The organism is Ralstonia soli (assembly GCF_023955655.1).
Classification (GTDB): Bacteria; Pseudomonadota; Gammaproteobacteria; order Burkholderiales; family Burkholderiaceae; genus Ralstonia; species Ralstonia soli.
In genome coordinates, this window is sequence record NZ_JAMXHT010000013.1 from 1 (window position 1) to 20,225 (window position 20,225).

21 protein-coding genes are annotated in these 20,225 nt (G+C 60.6%); 17 read left to right on the forward strand and 4 right to left on the reverse strand.

The genetic code is table 11. The features are described from left to right. The 17 genes from NG900_RS25500 to NG900_RS25580 all read left to right on the forward strand — a co-directional run. A partial coding sequence (locus NG900_RS25500; protein WP_252683908.1) for a 2-oxo acid dehydrogenase subunit E2 occupies nucleotides 1-188 on the forward strand: 188 nt, incomplete at its 5' end. Continuing rightward, nucleotides 188-967 (forward strand): lipoate--protein ligase family protein, encoded by a 780-nt coding sequence (locus NG900_RS25505; RefSeq protein WP_252685014.1) that lies wholly within the window; start codon nucleotides 188-190, stop codon nucleotides 965-967. The genes NG900_RS25500 and NG900_RS25505, both read left to right, overlap by 1 nt. Before the next feature lie 73 nt (nucleotides 968-1,040). After that, a complete protein-coding gene (locus NG900_RS25510) occupies nucleotides 1,041-1,613 on the forward strand; it encodes a gluconate 2-dehydrogenase subunit 3 family protein (protein WP_252685016.1) in 573 nt (190 codons plus the stop codon). 40 nt (nucleotides 1,614-1,653) lie between these two features. Next, nucleotides 1,654-1,926 (forward strand): DUF4242 domain-containing protein, encoded by a 273-nt coding sequence (locus tag NG900_RS25515; protein ID WP_252685019.1) that lies wholly within the window; start codon nucleotides 1,654-1,656, stop codon nucleotides 1,924-1,926. Nucleotides 1,927-2,006: 80 nt separating this feature from the next. Continuing rightward, nucleotides 2,007-3,587, forward strand: coding sequence for a GMC family oxidoreductase (locus NG900_RS25520; RefSeq protein WP_252685021.1), 1,581 nt, complete (start codon nucleotides 2,007-2,009; stop codon nucleotides 3,585-3,587). Between the two features lie 149 nt (nucleotides 3,588-3,736). After that, entirely contained in the window at nucleotides 3,737-5,692 is a 1,956-nt protein-coding gene (locus NG900_RS25525; protein WP_252685023.1) for a sigma-54-dependent Fis family transcriptional regulator, read from the forward strand. Nucleotides 5,693-5,695: 3 nt separating this feature from the next. Beyond that, nucleotides 5,696-5,914 carry a helicase gene (locus NG900_RS25530; protein WP_252685025.1) on the forward strand — a complete coding sequence of 73 codons (219 nt, stop codon included), beginning with the start codon at nucleotides 5,696-5,698 and terminating at the stop codon, nucleotides 5,912-5,914. A 670-nt stretch (nucleotides 5,915-6,584) separates the two neighbouring features. Next, nucleotides 6,585-7,298, forward strand: coding sequence for a hypothetical protein (locus NG900_RS25535; RefSeq protein ID WP_252685027.1), 714 nt, complete (start codon nucleotides 6,585-6,587; stop codon nucleotides 7,296-7,298). A 206-nt stretch (nucleotides 7,299-7,504) separates the two neighbouring features. Beyond that, nucleotides 7,505-10,051 (forward strand): tetratricopeptide repeat protein, encoded by a 2,547-nt coding sequence (locus NG900_RS25540; RefSeq protein WP_252685029.1) that lies wholly within the window; start codon nucleotides 7,505-7,507, stop codon nucleotides 10,049-10,051. A 122-nt stretch (nucleotides 10,052-10,173) separates the two neighbouring features. Then, nucleotides 10,174-11,178, forward strand: a complete 1,005-nt coding sequence (locus NG900_RS25545) for a protein-glutamine glutaminase family protein (protein WP_252685031.1) — start codon at nucleotides 10,174-10,176, stop codon at nucleotides 11,176-11,178. A gap of 752 nt (nucleotides 11,179-11,930) precedes the next feature. Beyond that, nucleotides 11,931-12,494, forward strand: coding sequence for a hypothetical protein (locus tag NG900_RS25550; protein WP_252685033.1), 564 nt, complete (start codon nucleotides 11,931-11,933; stop codon nucleotides 12,492-12,494). 508 nt (nucleotides 12,495-13,002) lie between these two features. After that, the gene (locus NG900_RS25555; RefSeq protein WP_252685035.1) at nucleotides 13,003-13,272 is read left to right on the forward strand and encodes a hypothetical protein; all 270 of its coding nucleotides are present in this window, start codon (nucleotides 13,003-13,005) and stop codon (nucleotides 13,270-13,272) included. Nucleotides 13,273-13,295: 23 nt separating this feature from the next. After that, nucleotides 13,296-14,066, forward strand: a complete 771-nt coding sequence (locus tag NG900_RS25560) for a hypothetical protein (RefSeq protein WP_252685036.1) — start codon at nucleotides 13,296-13,298, stop codon at nucleotides 14,064-14,066. A gap of 27 nt (nucleotides 14,067-14,093) precedes the next feature. After that, nucleotides 14,094-14,765: a hypothetical protein gene (locus NG900_RS25565; protein WP_252685038.1), complete on the forward strand. Its 672-nt coding sequence runs from the start codon at nucleotides 14,094-14,096 to the stop codon at nucleotides 14,763-14,765. Nucleotides 14,766-14,775: 10 nt separating this feature from the next. Continuing rightward, nucleotides 14,776-15,096 carry a hypothetical protein gene (locus tag NG900_RS25570; protein ID WP_252685040.1) on the forward strand — a complete coding sequence of 107 codons (321 nt, stop codon included), beginning with the start codon at nucleotides 14,776-14,778 and terminating at the stop codon, nucleotides 15,094-15,096. Continuing rightward, nucleotides 15,090-16,043 (forward strand): hypothetical protein, encoded by a 954-nt coding sequence (locus NG900_RS25575; protein WP_252685042.1) that lies wholly within the window; start codon nucleotides 15,090-15,092, stop codon nucleotides 16,041-16,043. The genes NG900_RS25570 and NG900_RS25575 overlap by 7 nt, the downstream gene beginning before the upstream one ends. A gap of 8 nt (nucleotides 16,044-16,051) precedes the next feature. Further along, nucleotides 16,052-17,164: an RHS repeat domain-containing protein gene (locus tag NG900_RS25580; RefSeq protein WP_252685044.1), complete on the forward strand. Its 1,113-nt coding sequence runs from the start codon at nucleotides 16,052-16,054 to the stop codon at nucleotides 17,162-17,164. A 195-nt stretch (nucleotides 17,165-17,359) separates the two neighbouring features. Here NG900_RS25580 and NG900_RS25585 read toward each other — a convergent pair whose 3' ends face one another. From NG900_RS25585 to NG900_RS25600, 4 genes are all read right to left on the reverse strand, one after another. Further along, nucleotides 17,360-17,857 (reverse strand): OmpA family protein, encoded by a 498-nt coding sequence (locus NG900_RS25585; RefSeq protein WP_252685046.1) that lies wholly within the window; start codon nucleotides 17,855-17,857, stop codon nucleotides 17,360-17,362. Between the two features lie 124 nt (nucleotides 17,858-17,981). Further along, nucleotides 17,982-18,707 (reverse strand): hypothetical protein, encoded by a 726-nt coding sequence (locus NG900_RS25590; protein WP_252685048.1) that lies wholly within the window; start codon nucleotides 18,705-18,707, stop codon nucleotides 17,982-17,984. Nucleotides 18,708-18,964: 257 nt separating this feature from the next. Next, nucleotides 18,965-19,291 (reverse strand): hypothetical protein, encoded by a 327-nt coding sequence (locus NG900_RS25595; protein ID WP_252685050.1) that lies wholly within the window; start codon nucleotides 19,289-19,291, stop codon nucleotides 18,965-18,967. 10 nt (nucleotides 19,292-19,301) lie between these two features. Continuing rightward, nucleotides 19,302-19,949, reverse strand: coding sequence for a hypothetical protein (locus NG900_RS25600; RefSeq protein WP_252685052.1), 648 nt, complete (start codon nucleotides 19,947-19,949; stop codon nucleotides 19,302-19,304). Nucleotides 19,950-20,225: the final 276 nt, after the last annotated feature.

Below are 20,225 nucleotides of genomic sequence, written 5' to 3' on the forward strand. Positions count from 1 at the left end.
TGCCGCAGGTCGCCATTTTGGGTGTGACGCGCGTGGCCAAGCGGGTCGTGGTCAAGGACGACAGCATCATGATCGCGCCCATGATGGGCCTGCATCTGATCTTCGATCACCGCGCGGTGGACGGCTACCCGGCCGCGCGCTTCCTGACCGATCTGAAGACGCGGCTGGAAACCGTCGAAGGTCTGTGATGCTCGCCCCCGCCTTTCTCTCCGACGGCATCCACTGCGCAGACGAGCAGGAGTGGAACCGCGCGCAACTTGCAGCGCCGGTCCTGCGGCCTGCCGTGCGGCTGTGGACGTATGCCGCGCCCGGTGTCGTTCTGGGGCGTGCGCAGGCGGCCCTGCATCCTGGCATGGCAGGCGGTGCCACTCCGGTGGTCGTGCGCGATGCCGGGGGCGGTGCGGTGCTGGCCGGGCCCTGGATGTTGTCGGCGTCGATCGTGCTGCCGGCCGATCACCCGCTGGTGGGAACCGGCACCGTGTCGAGCTACCGCTGGCTGGGGGTGCTGTACGCAGGGCTGCTGCGCGATCTCGGCATTCCTGCCTATGCGGTGCCGCCCGAAGAGTTGCAGATGACACCGCCGGACCGGTCGCTCAAGTGGGCCTGCTTCGGTTCGCTGTCGCCGTGGGAGGTGGTCGTCGGGCAACGCAAGATCGTTGGCCTGGCGCAGGTACGGCGGCGCACGGGCGTGCTGCTGACGTGCGGCACGCTCATCGCGCCGCCGGACTGGCCGCTGCTGTGCGCGGCACTGAGGGCGAACCCTGAGGATGCCTTGCGCTTGCAGGCATGCACCACGTCCTGCTCGGAGCAACTGGGCGTACCGCTGATGGCCACCGTGCTGGCCGAAGGCCTGCATCACATGCTGGTCGACGTGCTCGGCGAGCAGGTCGACGCGAGTGACACTCGGCCTTCCCGCCGAGCGCCGTACACGGCGCCGGCAACCCGGCCCGCCACGGCGGGCCCGTGAGCCCACGGTCAACGTTGTGCTTTTCAACAAGATGAGGCGCGCCAAGTGCCCGCCCAACACGGAGGCAACCAACATGAAGCCCACGCCAGCCGCTGGCTCTGCCATGCGCGTTTTGGACAAGCAACCCAAGGTGTCACGCCGGGGTTTTCTACGCGGCAGCGGCTTGGCCGCCATCAGCGTCACGGTCGTTCCCACGGCCATTGCGGCCAGCAAGGACGTGGCGGTCGAGCAGAGCTTTCCGCGCCTGGGTGCGGCCACTGGCAAGACCCTGCTACGCATGGCGCGCGACATCTATCCGCACGACAAGCTGGCTGAAAAATTCTATGTCGAGGCCGTCGCGCCTTACGACGCTGCAGCCGCCAAGGACCCGGCGGTGAAGGCGCTGCTGACCGACGGCGTGCACGATCTGGATCAACGCGCCAAGCAACGGTACGGCGTGCCCTACGTCCAGGTGAAGACCGAGGACCAGCGTGTCGCGCTGCTCAAGGACATTGAGCCCATGCCCTTCTTCAAGAAGGTCCAGGGCGATCTGGTTACCGGGCTCTACAACAACAAGAAGCTGTGGCCGCTGTTCGGCTACGAGGGCTCGTCGTGGCAGAAGGGTGGCTACCTACACCGCGGCTTTGACGACATCGACTGGCTCTAAGGCTACGCTGATTTTTCAACCACACCCAAGGAGTCATGCCATGCCAAGATTCATCATTGAGCGCGAGATCCCTGGCGCCGGCCAGTGGACGCCAGCCGAACTGAAGGCGGTCTCGCAAAAGTCGTGCGCCGTGCTCGGCGCCATGGGTCCGTCGATCCAGTGGGAGCACAGCTACGTCGCGGGCGACAAGATCTATTGCGTTTACCGCGCGCCCGACGAAGCCGCGATCCGCAAACACGCCGAACTGGGCGGCTTCCCGGCCGACCGGATCGAGCAGGTGCGCAGCGAGATCGACCCCGTCACGGCGGAGTGACGGTCTGCGGCGCCAGCGCATCGCGCAGCAGCTTCAGCGTTGCCCTAAGCCTCGGCATATAAAAAACGGAGACAAGCATCATGACGGATCAGGCAAAATTTTCACTCGACGATGACAGTGTCGTCGTGATCGTCGGCTCGGGCGCGGGCGGCGGCACGCTGGCCAACGAGCTGGCACAGCGCGGTGTCAAATGTGTGGTTCTGGAAGCCGGCAAGCATTACACGCAGGCCGATTTCGAGAACGACGAATGGGCGATGTTCAACAAGATTTCGTGGCTGGATAAGCGTATTTCGGCGGGTGGCTGGCACCACACCAAGACGTATCCCAACTTGCCGGCCTGGATCGTCAAGGGCGTGGGCGGTTCCACGGTCCACTGGTCGGGCGTGGCGCTGCGCTTCCAGGAGCACGATTTCCATACCAAGACCACCTATGGCGCTATCTCGGGCGCCAATGTGCTCGATTGGCCGATCACGCTGGCCGAACTGGAACCGTATTACGACCTTGCCGAGAAGAAGATGGGCGTGAGCGGTAGCAAGGCCAGTGGCCTGCCCCCCATGCCGCCGAACAACCACTACAAGGTGATCGAGGCGGGCGCGCGCAAGGTGGGTTACAAGAAGATCGTGCGCCCAGCCGCCTCGAACTCTCAACCGTATGACGGCCGGCCTGGCTGCCAGCAGATCGGCTTCTGCATGCAGGGCTGCAAGATCGGCGCGAAATGGTCGACGCTCTACACCGAAGTGCCGCGTGCGCAGGCGACGGGCAATGTCGAGTTGCGGCCCGAGTCGATGGTGCTGCAGATCCAGCACGACAAGCAGGGTCGCGCCAACGGCGTGCTGTACGTGGACGGCAAGGGCCGCAAGCAGTTGCAGAAGGCGCGCGTGGTCTGCGTGGCGGGCAACTCCATCGAGTCGCCCAGGCTGTTGCTGAACTCGGCATCGAGCCTGTTCCCGAATGGGCTGGCCAACTCCTCGGGGCAGGTCGGCAAGAACTATATGAACCACGCCACGGCAGCGGCGGTGTCGATCCACAAGAAGCCGGTCTACATGTACCGCGGCTTCGACATTGCGGCGGTGGTGGCCGACGAGGTACCTCTGGATACCAAGCGCGGCTTTGTGGGCGGCTATTACCTCGAAGGTCTGGCCATTCATCTGCCATACACCGCCGCATTCATGAAGCCGGGTGGCTGGGGGCGCGATTTCACGTCGGCCATGGAGATGTACGATCACATGACCTGCGTTTGGGTCTGCGGCGAGGACCTGGCCCGCGAGCAGAACTCCATCACGCTGCACCCCACGGAGAAGGACCAGTACGGCCTGCCAGTCCCCATCGTGACCAAGACCTACCACGAGAACGACGACAAGATCACGGCCCACGGCCTGGTGCAGTGGCGAAAGCTGTCCGAGGCGGTGGGGGCGACACGCGTGATCGACATGCCCGCCTATCCGGCCAGCCACAACATGGGTACCAACCGCATGAGTGCCAAGGCCAGCGACGGCGTGGTCAACCGCTGGGGCCAGGCGCACGACGTGAAGAATCTGTTCATTTCGGACGGCAGCCAGTTCACCTCCAGCGCAGCGGCCAACCCCACGTTGACCATTGTCGCGCTGGCGATCCGGCAAGCCGAATACATTGCCGGGGCATTGAAGCGGAAGGAAATCTAGTCCAGTCGGCCCGGCGGCCGCTACGTTGCGGCAGCCGGTCAAATGGATTAGCTTAGAGCCGCACCGGGCTCGCGCAAGACCGGCACCAGACCGGCAGCGCGGCTTCGCATCATTCAAATGCGGCGGCGGCGGCGGCGGAGGAGACAGTTGTGCAAAGAAAAGCACACCACGACCATATCGAGCGGCTGCTCGCCTTTTCGCAGCAGCCGGGCGAGGCGCACGGCGCCATTGAGCGCTCATGGCGGCGCTGCCTGGACGACTACGGCCGCGACCCCAGTCGGCCGACGCCTGCCTACATTGTGGAGGCGCGCCTCCTGCGCGAGCACAAGGATCAGATCGAAGATTTTCTGAGCGTGGCCCGCACCGGCATGGAGCAGCTCTACAAGCGCGTTTGCGGTCTGGACTACGTGCTGCTGCTGACCGATGCCCACGGCGTGACGGTGGATTTCATCGGCAATGACACTTGGGACCGCGAACTCAAGCGATCCGGCCTCTACCTGGGGGCCGACTGGAGCGAATCGCGCGCTGGCACCTGTGCGGTGGGCGCCTGTATCGTCGAGCAGGCACCCGTGACGTGTCACCAGACCGATCATTTCGACGCATCTCACATCACGCTGACCTGCAGCAGCGCGCCGCTGTTCGACCCCGCGGGCAATTTCCTGGGCGTGCTTGATGTGTCGGCGCTGAGTGCGCCGGCGCCGCGCGAAGGGCAGCATCTCGCGCTGCAGATGACGGCCATGTACGCGCAGAAGATCGAAGACGCCAACTTCCTGCGCTACTTCCGTGATCAGTGGATTCTGCGGCTGGGCTCGACCTGGTCCTTGGTCGATGTGGACAGCGAAATCATGGTCGCCTTCGATGCTGAGGGCGTGATCCGCGGCATCAACAGCGGCGGACGGCGCAAGCTGCGGCTCGAGAGCGATCCCCACGCCGATGTGCGCGGCCATCTGCTGACCGAAGTGTTCCGCGAAAACATGAGCCAGCTGTGGCGCATCGCGCGTGCTGGCACCTCGTCGGAGCGCACCGCCGTGCGGATGTTCGACCACGGTCTGTACTACGCGACGGGGATCCCGCCGCGTGGCGCGCCCAGCAAGCCTTCCATGCCGTCTGCGACGGCCTCTCAGCCCGCACTGCTGAGCCCCGAGGCCAGCGCGGCGCTGAACGCCCTTGGCGCCGATGACCCGCAGATGCAGCGGCTGATCCTGCAGGCAAAGCGCCTGGCCAACAAGCCACTCAATATCCTGGTGCAGGGCGAGACTGGCACCGGCAAAGAGGTCCTGGCCAAGGCCTTGCACACCGCCAGCGAGCGTCGCAGCAAGCCGTTCGTCGCGGTCAACTGCGCGGCCATCCCCGAATCACTGATCGAGAGCGAGCTGTTCGGCTATACACCGGGCTCCTTCACCGGCGCACGCAGCAAGGGCATGCGCGGCCTGATCGCCCAGTCGGACGGCGGCACGCTGTTCCTCGACGAGATCGGCGACATGCCGCTGCATCTGCAGAGCCGGCTGCTGCGTGTGCTGTCCGAACGCGAGGTGATGCCGCTGGGTTCGGAAAAGCCGATTCCGGTCGACCTGCGCGTGATTGCCGCCTCGCACCGCGACCTGCGCCATCTGATTTCCGAACAGCGCTTCCGTGAAGATCTCTACTACCGGCTGTGCGGCGCCACATTGCACCTGCCGACGCTGCGCGAGCGGCGCGACAAGGACTACTTGATCGCGCGCATTGTTGAAGAAGAGGCGCGCCAGCTTGATATGCACGCAGAACTGGCGCCGGCTGCGCTGGTCTTGCTGCGGAGCAGTTCGTGGCAGGGCAATGTCCGACAGTTGCGCAACGTGCTGCGTTTTGCGCTCGCCATGAGCGACAACGGCTTGATCGACATCGATGCATTGCCGCCGGAGATTCTCGAAAGTGTGACGAACAGCCCGGCAGTTGTGGTTTCCGCCACGGCCGATGTACCGCCGGACAACGAGCGCGACATCTTGCTGGCAGCGCTGCGCCGAAACAAGTGGCGCATTACCCAGGCCGCGCACGAACTGGGCATCGCGCGCGCGACGGTCTATCGGCAGATGGAACGGTTCGGGATTGTTGCGCCGAATCAGCAGTGACTAGTGCTGGGGACGTCCCGTACGCTCGTGCTGGGGATGCCCGTGTCCTGGAGGGGGACGCTTCAGCAATATGTTGGACACCTGCATCGCGAGCATGGCAAGAAAACCGACGTACGCATCGTCGATTTCGTCGACATGGGGCAGCGGGCCCTTCTGCGCATGTGGGAGAAGCGGCAGCGCGGTTATAAGGCGATGGGCTACCGGATTGCAGATCTCAAGTAAAACTGACGCCTGCAGATGACGGCGAACGTTTGTGGTGGTTGCGATCCGTTGGGCTAACGTTTCGTCAAGACGTGCCGGGGAGACGGCTCGCCAAGCCCATCAGGTTTCCCTGTTATTCCCTGTTTCGCGTTAGACCGCGCAGCCTGCAACCGGTCGCTGCCGGCACAAGTTGTGGAACCTCGCGAGATGTGGCGGCGGTAGACGGCTAAATTCCCTGCAAATTTCCCTGTTAGCAGGGCAGTGGGGGGAGACAAACCAACCCCTGACTCACAGCTCCGCCAGCAAGTCCAGCGCCCCGGTCAAACGGAGCCTGGTTCGAACAAAGCCCCGCCATTGGCGGGGCTTTTTCGTTTACGCGTTCTTGGCGGTACCGTTCGCCTAAGTTTTTAGGGGTTTGAGGTCGACATTCTTAGCGCGACAGTGCGACGGTACCGTTAGGTCGTTTGAGCGCCCAATCGAGGCCATCAAGCCCGGGCAAGCCCCAGCAGCGCGTGCCACGCTTCGGCATCGACTGTTCAAGCCGCATGAGGCAAGATTGCCCATTGTCCCATTGCATGGGACATTCGCGGCGAAAATGGCTCACGATCGAAGAGTTAAGGTCAGCGCTGCACCGGTAAGCGTCAACAAGAACAACACAAGCTTGCTAGAAGCAGCGTAACAGGAGAGGGGTATGGGAGTCCAAGATCGCGATTGGTACAAAAATCGACGCGAGCCAAAGATACAAAACCCAAACTGGCAGAAGGAATACAACCGCTGGTACGGTCGCCCGAACACGCCGACACCCGGACGACGCGGAATGCATTGGACGCTGCAACTGATGTGCTGGGCGGCAGCATTCCTAGTCGTCTACATCTGCGCACAACAGCTAAAGCCTGCCGGAACCACACCTATAGCAACACCACAGACGTCGGCTCCATCGCCCATCGCGACACATGCCCCGCAACAACAGGCAGCAGTGCAATCGCAGTCCAAAACGACTCCTCAGGCGCGCGCAATTTACAAGTGTGATGTACGCGGCCACACGATCTATACGGAAGAGCCTTGCCAGCAGACCGTTAATGCCATTGTCGGTCAAATGACGCCGCAATCGGCAGCACCGCCTAACTTATCGGAACCGCAGGTGGAAGATTCTGCTGCCGCCGCACGACGCGCTGACGAACAGCTCGCGCGGCAGTGGGACGCGCGAATGGCGCAACGCGACCGGGACATCGCAACTGAGCAGGTGGTGATGCAAAGCCAAGCCAACGCGATCAACGCGCAATGCAATCAACTGCGAGCACAGCGTGACAGCATTCAACGCATGCCGCTACCGTATCAACAAAGCAGCCCGTGGCGCGAACAAATGAACGACGTTCGCATCCGCATGAACCAGCTGCATTGCTAGTGCGACGACGACGGCGGACCGCCAACATCTTTCCACCTTGATTGATGCTCCTAGGAGCATCGCACCTGCTTGTGACTTGTCGCTAGGGCGTGCACGAGGCTGCCGATTCCGCAACGTCCGGTGTATATCCTGCCGGGCATGAAATGGACTCTGCAACTTCACTTCGTACCCGCCATCCTGTGCTTGCGCCACCCGGAGCCATATTTATGCCCAGCCCTATTCGCCGCATTCTCGTGCTTGCAGCAGCTCTTCTTGGCGCACTATGGGAAAGCGCCCCTGCTCAAGCCGCCCCTGCACCGGAGTGTTTTTATTACGCCACCGTCCAGGTAGAGATCAAGGGCATCCCGCGAAATGGTTTCTACAACACGATGGTTCTCCTCGATGTCATCAAAGTGCCGCGGGACACGCCTCGTGGAAAGCTAGTTGGCGCGGTCCAAAATTACATTACAGCAAACAAAGAAAAGATCGGCTACGTCGACTACGAACGAATCATTCGCGGACTGTCCGACTGCTATTACGAACTAAGTTTTGCCGACGGTTTTCGCAAGGCGGAGATCGCCGGCGCCAAGGAGCAATTGCGCAAGCCCAAAGACTGGTTGAAGAAGGTTGTGCCCTTGCATGGTGTCTGGTTTGAGCAAGGAGAGGATAGCGGCCTGTCCATGATCACGGAGTTTGATCTGGAGAGAGCGCCCACAGCCGGCACGCAGCGAACGACGGGAAATACGGCTGGGTCATCTGCTAAAACGCCATCCGCGACATTATCCGCGATAGCGCAGACCATGGAGGCATTAAGCCGGGACGATCAGCTCCGTGCACTGGAGGTGCTTGAAAACGCCGCACAAGACAACTATCGCGCCCGGATCATCCTGATCAACCGTTATGACAAAAAATTGTGGAACCTGAAACCGGACGATCTGCAGCGTCACGTGGCGCAGTTGCGCCAGTCCGCGGATGCCGGCAATGCTTTCGGCATGACCATGCTGGGCATGGTTTTTCAATATGGGATAGGCGACATCGGCAAGGACAAGAAACAGGCGTTAGCGCTCTATGAAAATGCGGCCATGCTTGGCAACCCGTTGGCAATGGTGATGCTGGGGCGACTCTATGATTTTGACGGGTCGCCGGAGATCGGCAAGGACTTGGCCAAGGCTGGCCAGTGGTACAACGAAGCGGTGACGGCGGGCGATGCGCATGGCATGTACAACTGGACAACCCTGTATCCGGACAAACAAAAAACGGACGAGCAGAAAGCAGAGACCAAGATGCTCCTGCACAGCGCTGCCGTATTGGGATTCCCCACCGCCTTGCATGTGCTGGCCGAGTGTGCGGATGCGGAGTGCATAGCCTTCGGAAAGAAGGAGGCGGAAATCTCTGCCCCACATGGTCAGGCTTATCAGGCTTTTTTCGGTGCCAACCCGGTCAAGACATACCGCGATGCCAAGCCTTGGTGCACCATCGAAGAAACCTACGCACAGACAGAAATGAGCTTGGGAGTCAGCGTCTCATATGACAAAGACACTTTCTTTTACCTGAATCGTTGCGTCACGGAATTCGGCTATTTACCCAGCCCTGCTGTTCGCACATGGATGCTGAAACACGTGAAGAACACGTCGGAAAACAGGCAGACGCTGAAAACCTATTTCGCGCTGGAGGATTTTGACGAATCCTATTTTCCATTCACTCACCAAGATCGGGTGAAAAGAAGCGATGCGATTTCTGAAACATTGAGCGGATTTCGGGTCCGGTACGGTGGGTATTACGACTATGACTGCAGTTATCCAAGGATGCCCTCCTTTATCGATAACCGGCGCGATCTGAATAACGCTATCAGCGATGCCAACGCTTTCGCCAACTGCAATCGCCGCTTCCTTCAATCGCTTGCCAAATTCGATCATGCGGCCCGAATCAAGGAAATCTTGCCGGCGTATGCCTACATGACACCTAATGAGCAAAAAAAGGTGGGTGAAGAAATTGCGGATGCAGGTCGGGGAATCCTGGCGAAGATCAAGGAAGATCAAATCAGCATCAACGACCACATCGAAGAGGGAGCGCATATCGTAGGCAGTCTCGAACGCTCCCGTGCCCAGAATGCGGCGGAACTGAAAACCATGATCAGCAACATGGCTCAGCAAATGAACGACTACGCCGAGCGATTGAGACCGCCGCCGCCACCAAATCTGGCCGAGTTCAACCGTATCGTCGAGGAACAGGAGCGTAGCAACGCGAAAGGAGGCGGACGTGCCAATGAAGTCGGCGGACAAACGTCATCCGGCAGCGGGCAAAGAACCGGAAACGGACCAGGGGCTGCTGGTTCAGCGGCTGCCGGCAAGAATGGCGTAGCCAACCAAGACGCCCGAGCCGGGACGGCGGGCAACCCATCGCAAGCCACTACAACAGGTACAACAAACAACCGGGACGGAACATCGAGTGCGTCTAAGGCGGGGACTGCCGGCAAATCGACTTCATCTTCCTCAAGCGGCAATGCGTCGCGTGCCTCATTCGACATTCATTTCGTTACGATGGATCCTCCGAAAGAATACAAGCCCAGTCTCGAAGAAGAGTCTGAGGCCAGACGGAGCAAGGCGGAACGGCAGAAGATCGCCGCCGAGAATCGTGCGGCAGAGAAGGCGCGCGAAGATGCTAGAAAAGCGAGTGAACAGCAACATATTGCATCATGCGCGGCCTTGGCAAGCCGTGGCACCTATCCGTGCGGTTGCCCGTCGCCACCTGGTGCAAAAACTTGCAGCAAGTAAGCACCTTGGCACATCCTCTAACCAAACGATATGCATCTCGGATGCCTGCTGTGAGGGTCCGGCGCTTGACGGAGGGAGCGCGTCGATACGTGGCGCTGGCATGAATCAAAGGGGGGAGAGCAATGAAGCGTTCGAATACAAATACATTTTTCCATGCTGCTTTGGTCGCATTATTGGGTTCCGTGACTGCAGCAACATGGGCGGCGGCGCCTTGCCAGAGCATCGCAGGGACTTATTCCGGAACCTTCGACGCCAAGAATTCGACAGCCGAGGGACCCGCGAGTGTTCCCGGAATATGGACAATCGACATGGACATGGATTGCCGTGTCATCGGGTCCGTAATGACGGAAGCCATCGGTAGCTGGAAAAAATTGACCGGAGAGTACAAGCCGACGGGGGCACCCAATGCGACATTCGCGCCGGAACGGCTTCAGGCAACGGCATACGAAAGCGGCGGGAGTATTCTTCTCGGCGGTGTTCCCGACTCCGACAAGGGCCTGGTTCGCATCAACAAACGATATACCGGCGTCTTGCGGGTGACATCGATTGACCAGACGTCTGCCGGCACGGCAATGCTGCATTCAAAAGCCAACAATCAGGACATTGAACTCAGTGTGCTGAGCGAGGAGAAGGCCCAGCGCCTCTTCGATTTCCTCGCAGCCAGGCCGGACATCCGATACGACTGGTTGTACGAGGGGGCAATGTACCGTGCGCAAAAGATGGCCTTGCTGCTGGACGATCGCTTGGTCACGTCTGGAAAGGCGTTCGTAGAAGGGGCGTTCTACCTGGACCCCAAGCCCGAGTTTGCCGCGCTCAAAGGGATGGCACCGGTGTGGTTTCACGTGGCGCCGGTCGTTCTGGTCAGGCGCGGGTCGGAAAACGTGCCCTACATTTTGGATCCGTCCTTGTTTTCCAAGCCAGTTCCACACACGGTCTGGAAGGAAAAGCTCTTGGCCAAGCCCAAGTCGAAACTCAAGCAAGAGTATTACACCAACCGCTTCGCCTACACGCCCGACGACAAGAATGCCAAGCTCGATGACTATCAAGAAGATGCCCTGAATGACATGGATCGCGGGCTGCGCAACATCGCTCGTGATGCTTACGTTCTTGAGAGCATGAAACGATAGCTGTTGCCTTGACCGCGTGATTGTGTACCTCCGTGCCAGGGCGGGGTGATCAGATTGATTTGCTGAGTGTCTTTACTGCGAGGCGCCGGTAGCATGTGACATCGCTGCCCTCGCCTTGGCATTGGCCTCAGCTTCGGCCTTGTGCCGAGCCGCCTCGCGTTTTGGATCGGGGTGCGCTTACCGGCTCCAGACCGCCGCATGGCAGTGGTCGTTCTCTTGGCGGGTTGTCGCTAACACGCGTCGTTGCGCTGCCAGGTATGTTGATCGAGACAGGCTTGCAACGCTGCGGTGGCCATCCGGTGGCATGCCTGGAATTCGTCGGCAATGGGGGGATGCCGACCCACCCAAGCTCACGCAAAGCGGGGCGGATGCCAGCAGGGTGCGGAGCAATCCACGGGATATCATCGGCGTTATCGTTATTCCTGGACCATTGGCAATACGTTATGGAGCGAGGGTATTGCCGGACGTCGGTACCTCCTTCGAGTGGAGAAGGGGGCTCGGTCGCCGTGCCGCTCCAGGCCGTGCTGATCTTCGTCCGATGTTTGTAATGACGATTTCATCCACATGAAGGATGAACGGTAGCTTCGGCGTCAGCACAATCCATTCGACTTACTCCTTAGAATGGGTGCCGGGGAAGGAGTGATGCCCACTCGAATTGCGATGGCGGTCGATATGCTTGCCGTGTCAATTTGAAGCGGCGGCAGGAGAACACTGATGGATTGGCGAACATCAGTCCAAAAAGGAGTCTTGCGATGCCGGTGTTGAATCGGATCGGTGTCCGATTGCTAGGCTTTGCGATCGTGCTTTTCTTGCTGCAGGGCTGCATCAGCAGCCACTACGAGCAGCACCCGGCAGCGGCGGAACACACGTCTCGCAACTTGGCCGGCCGGCCACGGCTGATGCTCTCCATCACCGAATCCTTCGGTACTTCAGATGGCAGCCAGTGCAATCTGAATGATGCCTCGGCCATACAGCAGCAGACTAGCTTGGCGCTGACGGAAAACGACGTGGCAGCTTGGGAACCCTACGGCGCGCGCTGGATGCTGGACCCGACGCGGTACAACGAATCGAACATGATGGGCCGCTTGAGCGGCCATTGTTTCGTGCTCTCAATCGATGGCAAGGTCGTTAGTAGCGGGGTGGTTCTGTGGGTGTACACCGGGCAGTTGACCGGCTATGACACCCTCAACGTCATTCCCAAGGACGGCACGCTGACCCTGCAATTGACGCGGGGCAATCATCGCAACATTTCACTTCTGCACGCGCAGGCACTGGGTGAAATTCTGGGCGGCAAGCCGCCGATTCAATCCAAATAAGAGCGAGGCATTGGGTCGATCATGACGCGGACGACTTTTCCGTCGATGCGAGACATCGTGTTGTGCATGGTGTTGCTGTGTGGCGGCTCAATGGCCGTGGCATCGCCGACTTCCGATGAGTTCCAGATGTGCGGCCGAATGAAGAGGACATCGTTGCACGCCTGTTTGGGGAAACAGCCCTCGCAGCACGACAACGCGTGTCAGCAACGCGCCCAGCACGAAGAAGAGCGTTGTCGCGCAGCTGTCTGGGCACGGTACGCTCGGCCGGATCCTGCATATGAGGCTGCGCGTATGGCTGCCCAGCGCAAAGCTGAGGCCGAAGCGCGGGCTGCCATGGAGCAGGCGAAGTCCTCGCACGGGACGGGCGCCGCGCCATGAAGCCGGCGCATCCTGTCCATACAGTTCTTGAAATCCACAAGGGCAGCTTCTCCCATCCCCCTCTTGCAGGGTATGGACCAGGATGCAACGCGTAAGAATAGAATTTCCCCAGATTTTCAAAGGAGGAATCATGAGCGAATTCAAAACGGGAGCGCGGCATCCGGTGCTTATCAAAAAACTGACGAGCGTCTGCCTAGGCTGTTTTTTGGTGTTGAGTGCAACGGGGACTTATGCGGGATGCTTCGGTTCAGCAAGCGAGAAAAGATGCCAGGGTGTTCAAAACGCTTCGAAGCAGGCACAAAAAGAGGGTGAGGCCAGAAGGCAAGAGTATGTAAAAAATGGCGGGAAGTTGCAGGACACCTCAGCATCGACAAAAGCCGCCTCCACCACCTCGAAGTAAGAGCGCAAGCGCAATAGACGCCCATGACCTTCCGCCATCGAATCCAATGGCCCATTGCGGGATTGTTGATCCTGGGTCAGGCCAGCGCCCTGGCTTGTATCGATCCACGCCGCACGAGCGAGCGTCTGACGCCGCGTTTCCAGCCGCCGCTGGTTGAGTTGGCTGCCCAGCCCATGCCGCTGGAGCAGCGCATGCCTGTCGGGGCGGTGTACGCCTATCTGGCACCGGAGGGCACAGTCGCCAGCGTCCAAGTGATCCGGCAGGGTATGAGCCCGCCGCTGGAGGTGCTGAATCGTGAGACGGTGGACCGACTGGGCTATCCGGCGACGGAAGGGTCGCCAGAGCAGCGGTGGGTCTATGTGCACGCCGCAAGCTTCGGCAAGGCCGAATTGCGCCTGCGCACGCCTGCTGGCAAAACCTACGCCGTGGTGTTGGGCATGATCTATCCGCACGAGCAACCCGAGGGCGAGCCCCGGCGGCTGGAGGTTGCCGGCAGCGACGGCGAGCCGAGCTTTACCGTGGATGCCAACAACAACACCTTGTGGCTCAGCCTGCCCGGCCAGGTGGGCGACGGATGGCGCATGACTGCAGGCGACGAGACCACCTTTTCGTTGATCCGCGTGGAACAACTGGCCATGCCATATGGCGACGAACCGAGGGTTGGGTTGTTCTTGGAAGCGGGGCGATCGGTGCGCAGCGGGTTGATTGAGCTGCAGTCTGTGCCGGCGGGCCTGTTCGCTGCCCGCAAGACCTATCGCTTCAAGGTCGATGCGCGACCCGTGCCGACGTGTTGAGCAGAGCCCGATCACAAGGTGACAAGGATGCAGAAAGCGTTGAGGGTGGGACGTGGGCTCGTGTTGATTTTGGCGTGGGGCGTGCTGGTGTGCGGCACGGTGCATGCCGACGTGACGCCACCCCACATTGCGAATGCGTGGGCGCGATTGCGGGACAACCCGAAAACCTACGACCAGGCAGACCAGTTCTGCCGTGGCAAGCGGTTGGATGACGCCTGCGAACTGCCGGGCAATCCGTTACAAGGCGGCGGGGCGGGCGTGTGCCGGTCGTCGGTCAATGCCCGCGGCGAAATCGAGCGAGCCTGCGTCCGCACCACGCGCGTGGAGATCGACAGCGGTGTTGCGTCGGGCGGGTTCGTCGCCAGCCCGTCGTTGTGCAAGTCCTACATCGAGTGGGTGCAGCGCGGCAAATCTTCCGAACCCCCGCCCGTGCTGCCCTATGGCTGCGAGCCTCCCGCGCAGCCGTTGACCGACCGTTTCTGCAAAGGCAAGGCCGTCGGGGATGCCTGTGCCGTGGAGATGCGGGTAGACGGAAAGCCGGAACAATATCCGGGCACTTGCGCGAGTGAACGGCAGAGCGAGCGTTTCTATTACATGGGGTACCGAGAAGCCCACCGAGAGGTCATGAGCTGCGTGTCGCCGGCAGCGTTCGAGCGCCAGTTCAGTCCGGCGAGCTGGCTGGACAAGCTTCGGCAATAGGGAGCGCTGCGTGACGCAATGGCAGGCGATGGCGCTGTCCTGGCTGGTGGAGCTACCGCTATTGCTAGCGTTGCTGTGGCGCCGCCGTATGTGGCGCGTGTGCCTGTTCGGCCTGCTGGCCACAGGGCTGAGCCATCCAGTGGCATGGCGAGCGGTTAGCTATTTGTCGCCGCACGACTACACGCAGGGGCTGTGGACGATCGAATTGGGTGTGGTGCTGCTGGAAGCGTGTGTGCTGTGGCTGGGCGTGACAAGGGCATGGAGACCAGCGCTGGGCGCGTCGGCCGTGGCCAATCTGGCGTCGTTCATGGCGGGGTGGGCGTTATGGTGAGCCGCTCGCTGGGTGGCTTTGTGGTGCTGGCTACTGTGCTGGCAATGCTGGCGCCAGGGCCGTTATATGTGTGCGCGTTGGCGGTGTTCGGGCTGCCTCATGTCGTCTGGGAATTGGGCTTTCTGCGCAGCCGCTATTTCGCCCGCTGGCCGGCGGGGTGGTGGGGCGTGTTGATACTGGTGCTGCTGACGCACGCCGCGCTACGGGCCCTGGCCTGGATTGGCGTGGTATCGGGGCAAGCGCAACAGGTGCTGGACCTGCTGGCGCTCGCGACGCTGATGCTGGTCGTAGTTGCCGCGCCCAAGGGGGTGGGCTGGCCAGCGCGGTTGGCGGCATTGCTGGCGTCGGGCGCGGTGTGGGCGGCGCTGGAGTGCGGGCGCATTGGCGAGGTGCTGCTGGCGCTGGCTTTGCTCCACAACTTCACGCCCGTGGCCTTTGCCTGGGACATGGCCCGCGACACCTCGCGCTACCGATCGCAGGCGCAGGTGGCAAGCCTGGTGTTCATGCTGCCGTTAGGACTTGTTGCATTGGGGGGCGTAGGTTGGTGGCCTGCGCCATTGTCTGGCTTGGGCCTGGGCTGGCTGGAAGGCCAGGTGCCCGACCTTTCCGATGCCGGTACTGGTGGCGACGCGCTGCGCGCAGCATTGCTCAGCGCAGCGGTGCTGGCCCAATGCCTGCACTACTACTACGTACTGAAAGTATTGCCCCGCGCAGAAGGGGAGCGCACCGGGCATGCGCCTGTGCCGTACTGGCTGTGTGCCTGCACCGCGGTGCTGACCGCTGGCCTGGTCATCTATTTCGTGCAGCACTTTGGCGGCGCGCGCCAGTTGTACGGGGTGGCGTCCGGCTTCCATGCATGGCTGGAGTGGCCCCTTCTCGTACTCGCGTTATGCTCGCGCCCGTTACGGATCGCGGGCCGGTCCGATTTTTTAACTGTTACCGGATGATTCCGATCATGCTCCGACCTTCTCTTCTTCTTGGCTGCCTATCCGTCGCCGTGCTCGGCACCGCGCAGGCCGAGGCGCCGCGCGTGATCGACGTGCCTGCCGGCAGCTTCTACGTCGTCAATGGCGTGAACGTGCGCAATGGCAATTACTCCACCACCTTCAGTACGCTGAGGGATGCGGACGATCCTGCAGGCGAACCCTTCCATCGCGTCTATAACTCCTTCTCCGACCATCAGGGTGCTTACGGCTTGGGTTGGTCGACGGTGATGGATAGCCGGATCGAGCTCGCGGAATATAGCGATGATCTCGCGCTCGACCTGAAGGAGAACGGCGTCGCTGCGACCACACAATATGTTGTCCAGCCGGGCGGACCGGGCAGCGGGCGGACCAAGGCAATGGAGAAGGGCCGTATCGATATCCAGATGGAATACAAGTTTCAAGTCCACCAGGTTGCCACGCGCCGCGAAATGATGCAGACAGATTTTTACAGGGAGGCGGTGAAGCGAGGCGAGCTGAAACCGTTCAGCGAGAGCTCGATGCGTGATCCGGCCTATCCATCGATGGAGCCGGTGATTCCTGAAGGCGCGGTGTTCGTTGCCAAAAACACGTTCCAGGGCGATACCTGCCGCGGGAAGAGCCGGATCGTGCGCCAGGGCGGCAACCTGATCCGTACCTACCCTGAAGGGTGCGGCATCGCCCGGGAAATCTACACCCTCAACGGCGAGTGCATCCGCGTAGATAACAAGGCAGGCGATACCCTGACGATCACCAAGGATCCCGCTACGAGGCGGGTGACTTCCGTTCGCGATGAAAAGGGCGGGACGATCCGCTTCCAATACGATGCGAAAGGGCGGCTTGTGCGCGAGTCCAATCCGAAGGGGAACGCGTATGGCTTCGAATATGACGAACGCGACAACATGACGGCCATCATCTATATCGACAACACGAAGAGCCGGATGGCCTACGACGACAAAAACCGGGTGACGCTATCGGCCCCGCGCAACCGCCCGGTTGCAAGGTTCGAGTACCGTAAGGACCCTAGCAACCCCGGCATTTCGATAACGCACGTCAAGATGACCCAGGGCGACCAGACGGAAGAGGTCGATTACCGGTTGCACTGACGCTTTAGCTCGGCTCGCATCGGTTGCTACTGTGGATGCGGGCCGGCAGTCCCGCCAGCCCGAACATGCCCGCGCTGCTTATCCGGCACGGGACACGTCAAATGCGACTCGGCGTCGGCGCAGGCCACCGAGTCGACTACCTGCTTCCATGTCCCTCGGCATGTTCCTGCATCGAGACCTCCACGTATTCAGAGGCTACTTAGCAAAAGAGTAGTAGAGGTCAACCCGGCGACTTTCTTCGGGCGATGTCGCATTGTGCCCCTTCACCCTGGAGTGCTCGGCACCGCAAGAGATCACGGTGACCTGAGCGTCAGCGGCGCCACCTTCCAGAAGCATCGCGCGCACGGCCTCCGCCCGCTTCAACGCCAGAGCGAGGTCATATTCACGGCTGCCACGTGCATCGGTATGGCCAATGATCTGAACCCGCATATCGGGATGCGAAGCTAAGTACTTTGCGTGCGCTGCGATCTCCGGCTTGGCTGCCACTTGGGGCCGGTACTGATCGGCATCAAAATGGAAACGTTGCGGAGAATGGATGCCCTCGGGCAGGCCTGACGGGATTGTGAAGCAGAGGTCTTCGGCTGAGCCCTGGTGGGAGGCCCCCGGCGTCGTTCCGTGCGCGGCCGCAATGCCGCATAACCCAAGCAGGTAAGCGACGCGTGTAAGGCGCCTGACCATGCGCTGTTTGTTCATTCGCCCCCCAAATCTGGATTGCCTTGTTCGTCTCGCTGCTGCCGTGCTATTGCAGACCGCTGGCACTCATTGATGGCAAAAGGTGTGATACACCGAGGTAACGCTCCATGCCTGCCCGCCGCGACTATTCAACGTCTTTCGTCGATTCACCGGCTTGCGCTTCGGCACGAGCCCAATCCCAGGGATCGATCATGGCATTTGGTTCGATACCCCAGTGTGTCACCTGATCGTATCGGTGATTGGTAGGAGTGATCGCACGATAGTCCGCCTCCTGTGCGAGAAACCGATCGATGAAGTGGTTGAGTACATCGACGGTCAGGAACGGCACGTCGATGGTGGCATGCAGACCAATGCCATACACATAGTCGGCCTGCAGCGTCCATGCTTCGAAGACTTCGATATCGCCACGCTCGGCGATCGTTTGGTGCTGCGACTCGACCCATTCGCGGCGGGTCATGCCGTCAAGCTCGGGATACCGAACGGGCTCTCGGGGTGGAATCTCGTACAAGCCGGTCTTCGGGTTTATCACCGCACCATGCAAGAATGACGGCTCGCAATCAGGTGCACGTTCATAGGAGAGCGCCCAAGCATGCTCCTGTACGGCTTCCTTGTAGGCATGCAACGTGGTCTGGATCGACAGGTTGTAGAAGACCGGCGCCTTATGTCCGAGAAAGCCCGCGCCCAACCATCCATTCTTTCCGTGCATGTAGTCGCGCGTGAAGAACTTCCCGCCCAAGATTGGCGCCGCCCGCCGAATCCGGTTCTTCACGCCGATATATGCCGCTTTCTGGATGCGTCGTGGCTGCGATGCGAATGATGTCCGCTTCGGCTGCTGCCGTCTTTGCTTCACCAGCCGGCTCCTATGGGATTCGATGCCGTCAGAGGCGGTCTCGGTTGTTGTGTCTTCATGCTGCGTCAGATTTTTTTCCGGCTAGCGCATTTGCCATTGGACTTTCCGATAGCCATGACCACCGCTGGATCCATATTCACCATGACCACCTCCATTGTGAGCGATGGGTTCCGAAACGACTAGGCACAGCGCCATCGCGGGCAGGAGCATTAGAAAAATTTCCTGCAGAATGAAGCGTTGGCTGAGGAGCATGGGTGTTAGACAAGCCATAGCAGCCAGCCGAGGCTGAGTGAGCCGGCATTGGCGAGGAATGACCATGCCAGTGTTTTGGGAAAACCAGTTCGCAGCCAGAGCCAATACCAGCCCGCCTCAAAGGCAATGACGCTCCCCTCGATCAACCAGACGCCACTCCAATAGTTGTCAGGGGGGAAAAGTGAGGCGACGCGCCAGGCCACCGGGTGTGACAGACAGTTCGCGCTTAACGCGGCAAGCAGAACGCGCGGGGCGGGCAGGCGACGTGCCAGCCAAAGCATCAGGGGTACTTCACACGCCAGCGTGACAAGAAATGCATGCAGTTGGTCCATGCGAGGAAACCTATTGCATGAGCTTCTGCCACCACGTTGCTGGTGCGTAGGTGTGTGCCGTCTCGTTGACGGGTTCGCATTGCACGACATCGCGGCGCGCGGCGCGGGAGCCTCGAAAGTAAAAATAGTTCGTCTGCGAGAGTTGCTTGCAGACTCCCTCATACAGACCGCGTTGGCCCCGGTAAGTCAGTTCAACCGTGCAGGCGGCTCCGATTGCCTTGTTTCGACAGAACTTGTCTGCCGCAGCGGGGACCAGTGGCGTGCAGCCCCATTTAGAAGACGCCGGTGGCACACCGTTGTCAGCTTGGCCGGATTTGCAGAGTTCACGATCAGCGACGAACCCTCCTTCCGGATATTGTCGATCGATGAAAACGTCATCCTGGCGCACGCATTCCAGGTCGATCGTGGTCTCCGACGGAGCGACGCTCGTGCGGCATTGGCCTTCGCCGCCACCTGAAAAAGCGGTCCCCGGGATCGTGCACGCGGCGCCCGCAAATTTGCCGCTGCAAAACGCGTCGGTGCGATCGAACGTTTTTGGGTTGTCCTTCTGGCGCTTATATATTTCTTTCTCGGATAGCGGCGGTGGGATGACGTCAGCAATGGCGGCAAAGCTATTGGAGATCAGCGCCAATGCCAAGAAGGAACGGAGAAATAGCATCGGTAGGCGAAGGTGAGGAGCGTGCACGTATTATTGCCTGAGTTTTTGCCACCACGTCGTTGGTGTGCAGGTCAAACTCGTCCCACGTTGCGCCTCGCCCCTCGCCACTACGGGTCGCGGTCAGGATCAGGAACAGCAGTGCAGCGCGCGTGCTATCACCGATGCAGTGTTCGGCCAGCTGTCTAGTTTGCCTTGATTTTGCAACGCGTTCTCAGCGGTACCGTTGGCCTAAGTTGTAATGACCAGCGAAAACCTGCTCCTCACGTCACTTTAGGA

Excerpts from the sequence above, each read along its gene's own strand:
- NG900_RS25550 (WP_252685033.1), top strand. The coding sequence starts at position 11,931 with ATGCCGGTGTTGAATCGGATCGGTGTCCGATTGCTAGGCTTTGCGATC.
- NG900_RS25545 (WP_252685031.1), top strand. The coding sequence starts at position 10,174 with ATGAAGCGTTCGAATACAAATACATTTTTCCATGCTGCTTTGGTCGCA.
- NG900_RS25535 (WP_252685027.1), top strand. The coding sequence starts at position 6,585 with ATGGGAGTCCAAGATCGCGATTGGTACAAAAATCGACGCGAGCCAAAG.
- NG900_RS25555 (WP_252685035.1), top strand. The coding sequence starts at position 13,003 with ATGAGCGAATTCAAAACGGGAGCGCGGCATCCGGTGCTTATCAAAAAA.
- NG900_RS25600 (WP_252685052.1), bottom strand. The coding sequence starts at position 19,949 with ATGCTATTTCTCCGTTCCTTCTTGGCATTGGCGCTGATCTCCAATAGC.
- NG900_RS25540 (WP_252685029.1), top strand. The coding sequence starts at position 7,505 with ATGCCCAGCCCTATTCGCCGCATTCTCGTGCTTGCAGCAGCTCTTCTT.
- NG900_RS25580 (WP_252685044.1), top strand. The coding sequence starts at position 16,052 with ATGCTCCGACCTTCTCTTCTTCTTGGCTGCCTATCCGTCGCCGTGCTC.
- NG900_RS25505 (WP_252685014.1), top strand. The coding sequence starts at position 188 with ATGCTCGCCCCCGCCTTTCTCTCCGACGGCATCCACTGCGCAGACGAG.
- NG900_RS25510 (WP_252685016.1), top strand. The coding sequence starts at position 1,041 with ATGAAGCCCACGCCAGCCGCTGGCTCTGCCATGCGCGTTTTGGACAAG.
- NG900_RS25520 (WP_252685021.1), top strand. The coding sequence starts at position 2,007 with ATGACGGATCAGGCAAAATTTTCACTCGACGATGACAGTGTCGTCGTG.
- NG900_RS25595 (WP_252685050.1), bottom strand. The coding sequence starts at position 19,291 with ATGGACCAACTGCATGCATTTCTTGTCACGCTGGCGTGTGAAGTACCC.
- NG900_RS25575 (WP_252685042.1), top strand. The coding sequence starts at position 15,090 with ATGGTGAGCCGCTCGCTGGGTGGCTTTGTGGTGCTGGCTACTGTGCTG.
- NG900_RS25585 (WP_252685046.1), bottom strand. The coding sequence starts at position 17,857 with ATGAACAAACAGCGCATGGTCAGGCGCCTTACACGCGTCGCTTACCTG.
- NG900_RS25560 (WP_252685036.1), top strand. The coding sequence starts at position 13,296 with ATGACCTTCCGCCATCGAATCCAATGGCCCATTGCGGGATTGTTGATC.
- NG900_RS25565 (WP_252685038.1), top strand. The coding sequence starts at position 14,094 with ATGCAGAAAGCGTTGAGGGTGGGACGTGGGCTCGTGTTGATTTTGGCG.
- NG900_RS25515 (WP_252685019.1), top strand. The coding sequence starts at position 1,654 with ATGCCAAGATTCATCATTGAGCGCGAGATCCCTGGCGCCGGCCAGTGG.